Genomic DNA, 13,508 nt, shown 5'->3' with positions numbered 1-13,508 from the left:
AGCGTTCAACAGCGAAATGCTGGCTAGAAACTAGCGATCTCTTCAGGTGTAAGCTCGCGCCACTCGCCTGGGGCAAGGTCATCTGGCAGCACTACGTCACCTACCGAGTGGCGGTGCAACGCAGTAACATGATTGCCTAACGCGGCGAACATGCGTTTTACCTGGTGGTAACGCCCTTCCGTAATGGTTAACTCCGCTTTCTTGGGAGTCACGAATCGAAGGATGGCCGGGTGCGTCGGTGTTTCTTCACCCTCAAGAAGAATCCCCTGAGCGACTTGCTCTACTGCCCATTCGGCGGTCTCGTCTTCCATAGGGTCGGCAAGCTCGGCCACGTAGACTTTAGCACAGCGATGGCGTGGCGAGGTCACCCGATGAGACCATTGGCCATCATCGGTTAGAAGTAACAGGCCGGTGGTGTCCACGTCTAAGCGCCCGACTGGCTGTAGTCGTTCGACCTTGGGCACGTCGATAATGTCAATCACCCGCGGATAGAGCCCCCGGCGCGCCGTGCACTCCACGTCTGCGGGTTTATGCATCATCAGGTAACGAAGGCCCACCAAGGTAAGCCGTTCGCCGTTGAGCAGTACCTCATCGTTGCCGGTATCGATCTGGGTGGCCGCCTGTTTGATAGGGTCGCCATTGAGGGTCACCTCCCCGTTTTTAAGCGCACGTTTTGCCAAACTGCGAGTCAGCGGTGTGGTTTCACTTAAAAAACGATCAAGCCGCATTATTGCCCGACTCCTGGCAGTACCGTAAAGCGATCGGCATCTTGCCAAGCAGGAAATTTGTCACGAAAAGCATCGAGTTCCGTTTTATCTAACACCCCCGTTTCAATGAACGGAGTATGGGCGGGCTGGTCGATCAGCGGTTCGCCTTTAAAATCGACCAGCATGGAGTCGCCGCTATAGGCCAGCCCCTTGGCATCTTCACCCACACGATTTACCCCTACCACATAGGCGAGGTTCTCTACCGCGCGTGCTTGTAACAGCGTACGCCACGGATGTCGACGGGGAGCGGGCCAGTTAGCGACGCACAGGATGGCATCATACTCGAAATGTTCATCCTCTGCTGGCTGCTGGCGCATCCAAACGGGAAAGCGTAGGTCGTAGCAAACGCTCAATTGAAGCTTGAACCCCTTGAGTTCGACGATATGGCGCGTTGACCCCATCCCGTAGCGCTCGTGCTCGCCAGCCATGCGGAACAGGTGACGCTTATCGTAGTAGTGCAATTCACCGTCAGGCGTCGCCCAAACCATGCGATTGTAGTATTGGCCATCATCTACAATGGCCACACTCCCCGTCAGAACACAGTTTCTCGCCTGCGCCTGGCTCTGTAGCCACGCCACGCTCTGACTCTCGGCCATGGGCTGCGCCATCTCACGAGAGTTCATGGTAAAGCCTGTGGCGAACATCTCGGGTAACACGATCAGATCCGTATCGCGACCATCCAAATCACCGAGCAGCGCCTCTAAATGTTCATGATTGGCTTGCGGGTCTTCCCAACGTAAATCGCACTGCACCAAGCTAGTTTTCAATTGGCTCATGCCACGTCTCCTTTGCGTCGGTGTGTTCGTTGATAGTGTGCTAGATTAGCATTTTTACTTAATGAGGCTGCTATGCTTCCATCCGCTACGCGAGACCCTGAGGCGGTAAAGGGCGTTATGTTCGGCTTGACGGCCTACACTATGTGGGGGTGCTTCCCGCTCTTTTTTGCTCTATTCGATGGGGTCCCGGCTCTCGAGATTTTGATACATCGAATTTTATGGTCGTGCCTATTTCTGGTGGGATTGATCAGCATACTGCGGCGCTGGCCGCCGGTAATGGCTGCGCTGATCGAGCCCAGACGTCTAGGGCGTGTACTGGCCTGTGCGCTGCTCATTGCCTTTAACTGGGGCATTTACATTTATGCCGTCGAAACCCAACAAGTGCTTCAGGCCAGTTTAGGCTACTTTCTCACCCCTTTGGTGAACGTGGCACTGGGTATGCTAGTGCTGCGTGAAGTGATGGCCAAATTACAGCTAGTGGCCTTGGGCCTTGCCAGCCTGGCGATTACCATTCAGTTCGTCATGCTAGGCGAGTTACCGTGGATTAGCTTACTGCTAGCATTGAGCTTTGGTAGCTATGGATTGTTTCGTAAGCAGGTGCCGCTAGATGGATTATCGGGACTTTTCGTAGAAACACTGCTGCTGTTTCCTTTAGCGTTGCTCGCGCTCACGTGGATGAGCTGGCAGGGAGCGTCGCACTTTTTGCATGATGCCCCTATGTCTGCGCTTCTCGTCGTAAGTGGCGTTTTGACTGCCCTCCCTCTTATGGCGTTTGCTGGTGCGGCCCGCCGCCTACGATTAGCAACGCTGGGGTTTCTGATGTACATCAACCCCAGCATCCAGTTTTTGATTGCACTGACGGTATTCGGCGAGCCGCTAGGCCTGATTCAACTCGCCACGTTCATGATGATCTGGACGGGCTTGGCTCTCTACTCTTGGTCATCCTGGCAGTCACGCCCGCGCCAGGCGATGGCTTGAGTTCGCCAGCACTGCCTGTTGATCGCTCAAACCTTCGGCGGTTTCTTTTTCGGGCTGATACCCTACCCGGAAACCGCCCCAATGTTTGCCGTTGATATAAATAGGCACGGAGAGGTCATGCATGATCTCTCCCGTATCGCGTTTATAGGTCTGCAGTAACAGTGGCTTTTCGTGCGTACCACAGCGACTCCCGGTTGGGTCGTCAAAAATACGCTTGCTGCGGCAGTATTTGAGATCGTGCTCATAGTCGCCAGTCGGCTCACGACTCACCGCCGCGTTATGGGTGGGTACGTAACCATTTCGATCACAGGCAATGGCATAGCTTAGGCTATATTCACCGAGTAGCGGCTCTTGGAGCGTAGGCAGTTGCTGATCAGTGAAGTGGTCATATCCCGTGTGGTAGAGCGGTGGCCGTGTACCGTCTATGGGTGCATAGTCGGGCTGGAATAGCATGGCTTCGGACAGCTCTCCTCGGGCAATAGCCGCCTCGAACAGCTTTCCGATATGATCGGCAGTGCGCCGAGCGGCTAGAAAGACCGTTTGATGCCGCCCTAGCAGCCGCTGTTGCGCTAGCTCGCCGTCGACCCCTTCGGCAGCGTCCATCAGCGCTCGCGCTTGTAAGGCGAGTTCATGCATGTTGCGATTGCCTTCGTCGACATCCTTCTCCAATTGACGCAGGCTGTCGGCGACGGTTTGGCTGTGCGCTCTGGTGCTGCTCATTGCCTCTGCAACGCTGGTGATCTCTTGCTGAACTTGATCGAACTCTTCGGTTATCGTCGCTAAACTGCTACCCACCCGCTGCATCCCTTGAGAACGTTCGCGTACCCGGGTCATCAAATCGCCCATCGTGACCACCACGCTATGGCCACTTTGATGCATATCTTTAACCAACTCGTCGACGCTCTGCGTAGCGGTAGACGTTTTCATCGCCAGATTACGCACCTCTCCTGCGACGACGGCAAACCCCCGACCATGCTCACCAGCGCGAGCCGCCTCAATAGACGCATTCAGTGAGAGAAGATGCGTTTGCTCTGCGATATCTTCGATCATGGAGGTCACGTTTCGAACGCGTTCGATTTTATCGTTGAGCGCCGTTAACATCTCAAGTGCTTGGCTAGAGCGTTCGGCCACCTCGGTCATGTCGTGAATGATCGCCGTCAGCTCATCGTGATTGTGATGGCTCGCCTGCCGTGCGCTCTCAGCCAATGCGGCCACATGAGACGCACTGGCGCTCACCTGCACGATAGCGGTGTTGATCGCGCTCATGCTCGAGGATGCCTCGCTTGCCATACCCTCCTGTTTGCCCAAGCGCTGAGCCATTAGGTCGGCATAGTGAGACACTTCTGCCGAGGCGATGGCGGTACTGCTAGCCCGTTTCATCAATCGGTACGACATGGCCCGCAAGGAACCGTAATCACGCAGCGGCTTCAGTAGTTCGCGCTGACTCGAAGGTTGGTGACCCGCGTTATAAATCGCATAAAGGGCGCTGGCCACCGCCGTCACGCCGGCTAGCGTTGCGCATACCAGTGCCGCATAGGCCCATGGCCCGGAAAGCGACACTAGCAACGTCGCCGCAATGATCAGTAGCAATGGTATAAGCCAACGAAATAGTCGCATATGAGTCACTCTTTTTTAATTGACGTTGTTGAGTTTTGAACGATGCGATAGGGAGAGGCTGCTCTCTCAGTGAGCTTAACGGGTTATGCTAATGAAATAAGTAGCACTTTGGGGGAAGGCCAACATAACGATGAGATAGCGTGGCCAATGCCGTCATTCAGCGCGTAACGCGCTAAACTATCAGTCCTTTTAACGTTACTTTGTCGGTACCTATTCAGCAGATGCTCAGGAGCTTATGTTCAAACGCTATTTGCCCATCTTCAACTGGCTACCTCATTACCATCAGCGTTTGCTCGGGGCAGACCTTCTGGCAGGCTTGATCGTGACCGTCATGGTCATTCCTCAGTCGTTGGCGTATGCACTGCTGGCAGGTCTGCCAGCGGTCGTGGGGCTATATGCGAGCATTCTGCCCCAGTTGCTTTATACCCTCTTGGGCACTAGCCGCACGCTGGCGGTGGGGCCTGTGGCGATCATAGCGCTCATGACAGGCGCTGCCCTCTCATCTGTGGCGGCACCAGGGTCAGCGGAGTATGTTCAAGCAGCCCTGGTACTATCACTGCTATCAGGGGCTATGCTGATGGCCATGGGTGCGCTGAAAATGGGCTTTTTTAGCAACTTTTTGAGCCACCCGGTCATATCTGGCTTCTTGACCGCTTCAGGCATATTGATTGCCGTTAGCCAGCTAGGCAGCCTACTGGGCATCTCCAGCAGCGGCTTTACCTTGGTAGAACGCCTGATGACGCTGCTTCCCAACCTCTCCACCTATAACCCCTTTACCATGGCCATTGGCGGAGGGACGCTGCTGTTTCTGGTACTGATGCGCCGTTACGGCAAACGAAGTCTGATGTCATTGGGCGTGCCCGTCACGCTCGCCGATTTGATCACCAAAGCTGGCCCGGTATTCGCCGTGATCGTCACCACGCTGGTCACGTGGTATTGGCAGCTCGCTTACCGCGAAGACGTGGCGGTCGTCGGCACCATACCCAGTGGCCTGCCCGCCTTGAGTTTTCCCTGGGGCGATGTGTCACTCTGGCGGACCCTCATCATCCCCGCCATGTTGATCAGTTTAGTGGGCTTCGTGGAATCGGTCTCGATGGGTCAAATGCTGGCCGCTAAGCGGCGCCAGCGTATTTCTCCCAATCAAGAGTTGATTGGATTGGGAGCCGCCAACTTAGCGGCTGGATTCACCAGCGGCATGCCCGTCACGGGCGGGCTATCGCGCACTGTCATCAACTACGATGCAGGGGCACAAACGCCGGCTGCCGGAGCCTTTGCCGCGCTCGGTATTGCACTAGTGACCATGGCTTTTACTGGCTGGCTCTACTATCTGCCCATCGCCACTCTGGCAGCCACTATCACGGTCTCTATTTTGACGCTGGTGGATTTGCCCATGCTGCGCCAAACCTGGCGCTACTCCCGCAGCGATTTTGCCGCCATGGCGGTCACTATTCTGTTGACGCTGGTGGAAGGGATCGAAGCGGGGATCATTGGCGGGGTGACGCTCTCTATTGCACTTTTTTTATACCGCACCAGCCGCCCTCATAGCGCGCTTGTGGGCCGAGTGCCCGATACCGAGCATTTTCGTAACGTGGAGCGGCACGATGTGGAAACCGTCAGCAACGCAGCCCTACTGCGCATCGATGAAAGCCTCTACTTTGCCAATGCTCGCTATTTGGAAGATACCGTCTACAACTTGGTGGCTAGCCGCCCAGAGCTCGAGCATGTCGTGCTGATCTGTTCAGCGGTCAACTTGATCGATGCCTCTGCCTTAGAGAGCCTGGATGCCATCAATGCGCGCTTGAAGGACTCCGACGTCAAACTACACCTGTCCGAGGTAAAAGGGCCCGTGATGGACCAGTTGAAAAAAAGCGACTTTCTGGAAGCGTTAACCGGGCGAGTGTTCTTAAGCACCTACGCCGCATGGCGGGAATTTTCTTAGCTTTTAGCCTCATAATTTTCTGAAAAGCCAGGCAACCGCCTGGCTTTTTACATTGCACTAAAGACTATTTGTAGTCGCCTATGAGAACAGCGTTGACAGCCTCTCCGGCCTTACCTACTATCACTCGACCACTAAGCAAAACCAAATACCGCATAGCAAAACAAAATGTAATCGAACGTAACACATCTAACAGTAACAACCACAATAAAGGAGCATTTCAATGCATCCGTTTGCTCACCGCCTGTTAATCGCCGCCCTTCCGCTCTCACTGTTAGGGGTGGCGGTCAGCCACGCTAGCGAAGTAGAACTTCCCAGCACCATGGCTTGGACCGCTTACGGCACCAACTCCAGCGGCTACGCTCAAGCCGTCGCCATCGGCAACATGCTGCAGAATAAGTACGACTCATCGGTACGCATTCTGCCCGGCGATAACGATGTCTCACGTATGACGCCCCTCAAGCAGGGTCGTGTTGATCTGTGTGCCTGCGGCATTGCCAGCTACTATGGCGCGGAAGGGGTCATGATGTTTGCCGACCGCGACTGGGGCCCGCAGCCGCTGCGCGTGATCACGACCTCCACTGCATCGTTTGGACTATCGTTGGCGGTCGCAGGAGATCTCGGTGTCGAGACCCCAGCCGACCTAGCGGGCAAGCGCATTGCCTACATTCGTGGTGACGACGCGCTCAACAAAGGCACTGAGGCGTATCTCGCCTTTGGAGGCTTGACCTGGGATGACGTCGAACGCGTAGACTATCCGGGCTACGCTCGTTCCTTTGATGGCATTATTGCGGGTGATGTAGACGCCTCTTTTACCACCACCGTGACACCGCCCGCTCAGCAGCTTGCCAGTAGCCCACGCGGCGTCAGCTGGCCAGTACTGGATCCTAACGATGAGGCAGGCTGGGAGCGCATGGCTGCCGTCGCGCCCTATTTCCGCCCCCATGAAGTCACCGCTGGGGCTGGTGGTATCAGCGCCGATAATCCGGTGCCTAGCGCCAGCTACCCGTATCCGATCGTGGTCGCCAACCAGGATCTCGATGACAGCGTCGCTTACGGCTTGATCAAAGCGATGCAAGAGAACTACGACGACTATAAAGATAACGCGCCGGGGGCGGTGGGCTACGCACTCGAGTACCAGGATTTACAGTGGGTGATTCCTTTCCACGACGCCGTAGTGGAGTACTACAAAGAGATCGACGTGTGGACCGATGAGATGCAGGCCCACCAAGACCAGCTCGTCGAGCGGCAAAACGTATTGATGCAGGCCTGGGAGCAGTTTATGCAAGATGCCCCCAGCGATGCCGACACGTTTACCACCGATTGGATGACCGCTCGCGCTTCAGCCCTCGCCGAGGCTGGATTCGAGCCGATCTTCGAGTAACTCGCCATGGGGCGGCGCTCGCCGCCCCTGCCGATGGATGGAACGCCCTATGAGCACTGAAACACCACCTGCCAACACGGCGCAGGTCAAAGAAAAAATCAGCCAAATTCGCGAGCTGCCACTGGCGCTTCGTTGGGTACCGGCCACCGTCACCGTGCTCCTCATGATGATGACGCTGGACTACCTGTTTAACTGGGGCTTGCTCACGTTCGTCACCGGGCTGGAAACGCAGTTTTACTACGCAGTGGTGGCACTGCTTCTGCCGCTGGTGTTTCTGCTATGGCCCATGCGCAGCAGCCAGCAGGAGCAACCCATTCCCTTGTATGACTACCTGTTGAGCGCCGCAACGCTGATCGTAGGCGGCTACTTTGTTTACAACGCCGTCCCTATTCTCGAGCGCGGCTGGGCGTTTGCCGCTCCTGATATCGCCATTTATTTCAGCTATGCCTACTGGTTACTGATCATCGAAGCCGCTCGACGGGCGGGCGGCCTGCCCATTGCGATCATTGCTGGACTGTTTTCTCTTTACCCGTTGGTCGCCGATATCGTCCCTGGACCTATCCAAGCGTTCCCTTCCAGCCTCTCTGAAACGGCGATGTACCACACCATGAGCACCGAAAGCATCATGGGGGTACCGCTACAGGCCTTCGCAGGCTTGGTGATCGGCTTTCTGGTCTTTGGCGTGGTGCTGCAAAAAAGCGGCGGCGGCAAGTTTTTCATTAATCTGGCATTTGCACTGCTTGGCCATGTGCGAGGTGGCCCGGCCAAGGTATCGATTTTCTCCAGCGGCCTGATGGGCTCCATGAGCGGCAGTGTGATCAGTAACGTGTTGACCACCGGGGTACTCTCGATTCCCGCCATGCGCCGGATTGGCATGAGCCGCTCGTTTGCCGGCGGCGTGGAAGCCTGCGCCTCGACGGGTGGCGTGTTGATGCCGCCTGTCATGGGGGCCACCGCGTTCGTGATGGCAATGTTTCTGGACATTCCTTACGCCGCCGTCGCCCTGGCGGCGGTGATCCCGTCCATTCTCTATTTTCTAGGTCTGTTCATTCAAATCGATGCCTATGCCGCGCGCAACGACATCAAAGGCCTACCCGCCATTGAGCTACCCTCGATCAAACAAACGCTAAAAGAGGGCTGGTACTTTATTTTCGTTTTCGGCCTGCTGGTATGGATGCTGCTGGTCATGCAGCGCGAGGCCGTGGCCCCCTTCTACGCCACCGCCCTGCTGTTGGTGCTCAATCAGCTCTCCAAGCACAACCGCTGGGGCTGGAAGGATGTCACGGAGACATTGTCATCCGCGGCCAAACTGTTTGCCGAACTGATCGCCATTCTAGCGGGCGTTGGCATGTTGGTCGGTGCGCTCTCCATGACCGGCTTGTCGGGCACCATTGCCAACGACTTCATCAATATCGCTGGTGGTAGCGTGCCACTGCTGTTGATCATGGGCGCGGTCACCAGCTTCGTGCTGGGCATTGGCATGACCGTCACCGCGGCTTACATCTTCCTAGCGGTGGCGCTGGCTCCTGCACTGATTCAGGGCGGCGGCCTGGATCCCATGGCGGTTCACATGTTCATTCTCTACTGGGGCATGCTCAGCTTTATTACCCCTCCCGTCGCGCTGGGTGCCTTTGCAGCAGCCACCGTGGCAGGCGCCCGCCCGATGGAAACCGGGCTGCAGGCCATGCGTCTAGGCAGCGTGATTTACTTTATTCCTTTCCTATTCGTACTCAACCCTGCGCTGATCATGCAGGGCGAACCACTGATGATCGTTGCCGTGTTCATCCAAGCGGTGATCGGCATCGTCCTGTTTGCCTCTGCCATGCAAGGTTACCTGATGGGCGTGGGTCGGCTGGGCTACGGCGCCCTACAAGAAATGGTCATCCGCGCGCTCGTGCTCATAGCAGGCCTGCTACTGGCACTACCCGGTGGTGGCATGGTGCCCCTCAGCCAGTGGGAATTAATCGGCTTGGCCGCAGCGGCGCTGCTACCGGGCGTTGCGCTTGCGCGCCTAAGCCAACGCCATCACCAGCGTTCGCTCACTGCTAATGCTTAATATCACCCCGAGGAGTCTTATGAGCACAAAAACAACCCTCACTCTTGTACTCGGTAGTTTAACGGCGGGGTTGCTGGCGGCAGGGAGCGTCAGCGCCATGCCTAGCACCTTGAACTGGACAGCTTACGGCACCGGCACCAGCGGCCATGCGCAGATCATGGCGATCAGCCAGCTGCTTCAGGAGGAGCATGGCACCCAGTCCCGGGTCATTCCCGGTGAAAACGACACCATGCGCATGACCCCACTGAAAACCGGTCGTGTGGATCTGTGCGCCTGCGGCATTGCCAGCTACTACGGCTCCGAAGGCGTGATGATGTTCGCGGGGCCGGACTGGGGCCCGCAGCCGATCCGCGTGATTTCAACCTCCATGGCCAGCTTTGGGTTAGGTATGGCGGTAGCAGGCGACGTAGCGATGTCATCCATCGCCGATCTTGAAGGTAAACGATTAGCTTATCTTCGTGGCGACGACGCGCTGAACAAAGCCGCCGAGGCCTATCTGGCGTTTGCCGGACTGACCTGGGATGACGTTGAACGTGTCGATTTCCCCGGCTACAACGCCGCCTTCGACGGTATTATCAGCGGTCGTGCCGATGCCGCTATTACTACGACGGTGACGCCTGCCGCCCAACGCTTAGCGGCAAGTCCGCGTGGATTGCAGTGGCCGGAGCTACCCACAGAAGACGAAGCAGGTTGGGCTCAGATGCTGGAGGTGGCGCCATACTTCCAACCCCACGACGTCACTTCAGGCGCAGGTATTAACGCTGACCAGCCGCTTGCCAGCGCCAGCTATCCCTATCCGATCATGGTGGGCAACGCTGATTTAGCGCCAGAAACCGTCACCGGCCTGATTACCACGCTGGTGGAGTCGTTCGATGACTACAAGGATAACGCCCCGGGGGCCAGCGGCTATGCGCTGGAGAACCAAAATATGACCTGGGTAGTGCCTTTCCACGACGCCGTGGTCGAGTATTACCGAGAAAGCGGCGTATGGACCGATGACATGGACGCCCACCAAAACGCCCTGGTGGCGCGTCAGCAGCTTCTGATGGATACCTGGGATACCTACCAAGCCAATGCGCCAGAAGAGGAAACGGCGTTCATCGACGGCTGGATGGAAGCACGCCGCACCGCCCTTGAAGACGCCGGATTAAATCCCGTTTTCTAACCATGCAGCATCGCTATCCGCCAGCAGTTCGACACGTTCGGCCGCCTCTGGGCGGCCTTTTCTTTCGCTTTTTATTTCGCAATGCAAAATCATGTTTTGCATTATTGACTCCAACGGCCTCTTTCGCCATGATCACTGGATTCCAAATAACAACCTTAAATTTCACATAGCGAAACACGGGAGCCACTATGAGTGTTCACTATCAGCGACACGGCGAGGTCGGCGTCATCAGTATCGCGAACCCGCCGGTCAACGCTTTGGGCCAAGCAGTGCGAAGCGGATTGCTTAGCGCATTGAAAGAGGGCATCGCAGACCAACAGGCCAAAGCACTGGTGGTGATGGCAGAGGGGCGTACCTTTATCGCCGGGGCCGATATACGCGAGTTTGGCAAGCCACCCCAAGCACCGCTGTTACCGGATGTCATTACGCAATTAGAAGCCTGCCCCAAACCACTCATCGCATCGTTACACGGCACCGCGCTGGGTGGCGGCTTAGAAGTGGCACTGGGCTGCCACTACCGTGTTGCGCTGGCTGGCACCCGCGTGGGTTTACCGGAAGTGAAGCTGGGCTTGCTGCCTGGCGCGGGCGGTACCCAGCGGCTGCCCCGTTTGGTAGGTGTAGAAAACGCCTTGGAGATCATCACCAGCGGGCGGTTTGTGAAAGCCGCTGAAGCCCGGGATCTCGGCATCATCGATGCCATCAGCGATGCCCAAACGCCGCTGGAGGCAGGTTTGGCAGCGGCCCAAGCGATCCTCACAGGACAACGGCAGGCGCGCATTACCGGGCAGTTACCCTCCCCAGAAGCCAACCCCCAGGCCATTGCTACCATGCGAGAGCAGCTTGAAACCAGCGTGCCGGCACTGTTCTCTCCGTTTCGCATTGTAGAAGCCGTTGACGCCTGCACCAAAGCCGCGTCGCTGGAAGAGGGTTTGCGTCGCGAGCGTGAGCTATTTCTGGCTTGCATGGATTCTCCGCAGCGCGCAGGGCTGATTCACCTGTTTTTTGCCGCCAGAAATCCCCATGTGGTGCCCGGCGTCGACAGTGCTCAGCCCTTTGCGCATATCGCCCTCGTCGGTGAGCATCCGCTATTCGACACGCTCCTGAAAGCGGCCCAGCGCTCTGAGCTCACGCTGACCCACACACCAGACGCCAGCACCGAACTATGCCTGCTCGCCCCTGGCGAAGATGCCAGTGCCTGCCCTTCTCAAGCGGTCACCGTAGCGCTGCAGTTACTTACCGCAAATGCCTCAACATCGCCTATCAGCTTAGTGCTTTCCGAACGCGGCCCTTTCCATGAGCTGGTCAATCACGGTGCCAACGCAGCCGATCAGCAGCGGGTGGCCTTAACGCTCAAAGCGCTACGAGCCAACGTGGTGGTGACTCAGTGTCACAGCGTGCTGAGCACGCTTTATCACGCCGCAAGACAAACGCCCGACAACGATGCTCAGTCCGCCATGGAGCAGGCGAGCCTGACGCTGGCGCAGCAGGGGGCCTGCTACCGCGAGAGCGACATCGATCTGCTGGCGGTGGAAGCGTTGGGCTACCCACGCCATTTGGGTGGGCCGCACCGCCAAGCCACACTGCCATCCCCTTCATCGACTCACAAAAAGACGCCTTCCGAGGATGCACACTCATGAACCTGACGTTTAGCCCCGAAGAGCAGGCATTCCGCGAGAAAGTCCGCCGATTTCTAGCCGATGCACTGCCCAGCGACATTCGTGAGCGCGTGCGTTTAGGCCGCCATCTGCGCGCCGATGACCATATCCGCTGGCAGAACATTCTCAGCGAGCAAGGGTGGCTTGCGGCCAACTGGCCCGTCGAACATGGCGGCCCAGGCTGGGGCCCGGTGCAGCGGCATATCTTCGACGAGGAGTGCGCGGCCGCCCACGCCCCTACCGTGGTACCCTTTGGCGTCAATATGGTCGCGCCGGTGATCATGAAATTCGGCAGCGTCGAGCAGCAACGGCACTACCTGCCGCGAATTCTTAATAACCAGGATTGGTGGTGCCAGGGCTACTCCGAACCCGGCGCCGGCTCGGATCTGGCCGGTTTATCCACCCGCGCCGTGCGTGATGGCGACCACTACATCGTCAATGGCCAGAAAACCTGGACCACCCTGGGCCAGCACGCCAACATGATGTTCTGCCTGGTACGCACAGACCCCCACGCCAAAAAACAGGCGGGCATCAGCTTTTTGCTGATCGATATGCAGAGCCCCGGCATCACCGTGCGCCCCATTATCACCCTCGACGGCGCCCACGAAGTCAACGAGGTGTTTCTCGACAATGTCCGCGTGCCGTTAGAAAACCGCGTCGGTGAAGAGGGCCAGGGCTGGACCTGCGCCAAGTTCTTGCTCACCCACGAGCGCACCGGAATTGCCGGGCTTGGTCACGCCAAGCAGGCGCTGCGTCATTTGAAGTCGCTCGCCACCCGTGTGCAGCATCGCGGTAAACCGCTTCTATCGCTACCCAGCTTTCGCCAGCGGGTGGTGAAAGCCGAGCTTGAGCTGATGGCGCTGGAAGTGACTAACCTGCGCGTGATTGCCGCCGCACGGGATGGCGGCGTTCCTGGGGCGGAAAGCTCGCTGTTGAAAGTGCGCGGCTCGGAACTGCGCCAGGAGATCAGCGAACTTACTCGCCGCGCACTTGGCCCTGCCGCCCTGCCGTTCTTCCCTGAGTTTCTCCATGGCGACGAGTCGCTAGATGACAACGACGCCCAAAGTGCTGCCGCCAGTGCCCAGTACTTTAACCGTCGCAAGCTATCGATTTATGGCGGTGCTAACGAAATTCAGAAAAGCATCGTCGCTAAAACCATTTTAAGAATGTAGGG

At 57.4% G+C, this 13,508-nt stretch carries 10 protein-coding genes; 7 read left to right on the top strand and 3 right to left on the bottom strand.

The annotated features are described in order from the left end of the window. Positions 1–23: 23 nt before the first annotated feature. Positions 24–728 carry a pseudouridine synthase gene (locus tag FRH_RS14435; RefSeq protein WP_153843306.1) on the bottom strand — a complete coding sequence of 235 codons (705 nt, stop codon included), beginning with the start codon at positions 726–728 and terminating at the stop codon, positions 24–26. After that, entirely contained in the window at positions 728–1,543 is an 816-nt protein-coding gene (locus FRH_RS14430) for an amidohydrolase (protein ID WP_281997070.1), read from the bottom strand. The genes FRH_RS14435 and FRH_RS14430 overlap by 1 nt, the downstream gene beginning before the upstream one ends. Positions 1,544–1,615: 72 nt before the next feature. Between FRH_RS14430 and rarD the strand changes: the two genes are divergently transcribed. Continuing rightward, positions 1,616–2,521 carry an EamA family transporter RarD gene (gene rarD / locus FRH_RS14425; RefSeq protein ID WP_139527702.1) on the top strand — a complete coding sequence of 302 codons (906 nt, stop codon included), beginning with the start codon at positions 1,616–1,618 and terminating at the stop codon, positions 2,519–2,521. Here the strand turns inward: rarD and FRH_RS14420 are convergent. After that, positions 2,495–4,138, bottom strand: coding sequence for a methyl-accepting chemotaxis protein (locus tag FRH_RS14420; protein ID WP_281997069.1), 1,644 nt, complete (start codon positions 4,136–4,138; stop codon positions 2,495–2,497). The two genes, rarD and FRH_RS14420, sit on opposite strands and share 27 nt — an antisense overlap. Positions 4,139–4,373: 235 nt before the next feature. Between FRH_RS14420 and sulP the strand changes: the two genes are divergently transcribed. The 6 genes from sulP to FRH_RS14390 all read left to right on the top strand — a co-directional run bounded on the left by sulP (position 4,374) and on the right by FRH_RS14390 (position 13,506). Next, positions 4,374–6,077 carry a sulfate permease gene (gene sulP, locus FRH_RS14415; RefSeq protein ID WP_139527705.1) on the top strand — a complete coding sequence of 568 codons (1,704 nt, stop codon included), beginning with the start codon at positions 4,374–4,376 and terminating at the stop codon, positions 6,075–6,077. Between the two features lie 220 nt (positions 6,078–6,297). Next, positions 6,298–7,458, top strand: coding sequence for a TAXI family TRAP transporter solute-binding subunit (locus FRH_RS14410; protein WP_153843302.1), 1,161 nt, complete (start codon positions 6,298–6,300; stop codon positions 7,456–7,458). A gap of 49 nt (positions 7,459–7,507) precedes the next feature. Beyond that, complete coding sequence (locus FRH_RS14405) at positions 7,508–9,514, top strand: TRAP transporter fused permease subunit (RefSeq protein WP_153843301.1); 2,007 nt, start codon at positions 7,508–7,510, stop codon at positions 9,512–9,514. A gap of 19 nt (positions 9,515–9,533) precedes the next feature. After that, positions 9,534–10,679, top strand: a complete 1,146-nt coding sequence (locus FRH_RS14400; protein WP_153843300.1) for a TAXI family TRAP transporter solute-binding subunit — start codon at positions 9,534–9,536, stop codon at positions 10,677–10,679. A gap of 188 nt (positions 10,680–10,867) precedes the next feature. After that, entirely contained in the window at positions 10,868–12,316 is a 1,449-nt protein-coding gene (locus tag FRH_RS14395; RefSeq protein WP_153843299.1) for an enoyl-CoA hydratase/isomerase family protein, read from the top strand. Beyond that, the gene (locus FRH_RS14390; RefSeq protein ID WP_153843298.1) at positions 12,313–13,506 is read left to right on the top strand and encodes an acyl-CoA dehydrogenase family protein; all 1,194 of its coding nucleotides are present in this window, start codon (positions 12,313–12,315) and stop codon (positions 13,504–13,506) included. Before FRH_RS14395 ends, FRH_RS14390 begins: the two co-directional genes overlap by 4 nt. The last annotated feature ends 2 nt before the right edge of the window (positions 13,507–13,508 follow it).

The sequence above is a fragment of the Halomonas sp. A020 genome (genome assembly GCF_027943625.1).
GTDB classification, from domain to species: domain Bacteria; phylum Pseudomonadota; class Gammaproteobacteria; order Pseudomonadales; family Halomonadaceae; genus Vreelandella; species Vreelandella piezotolerans.
This window is presented reverse-complemented; position numbering and strand designations above follow the sequence as displayed.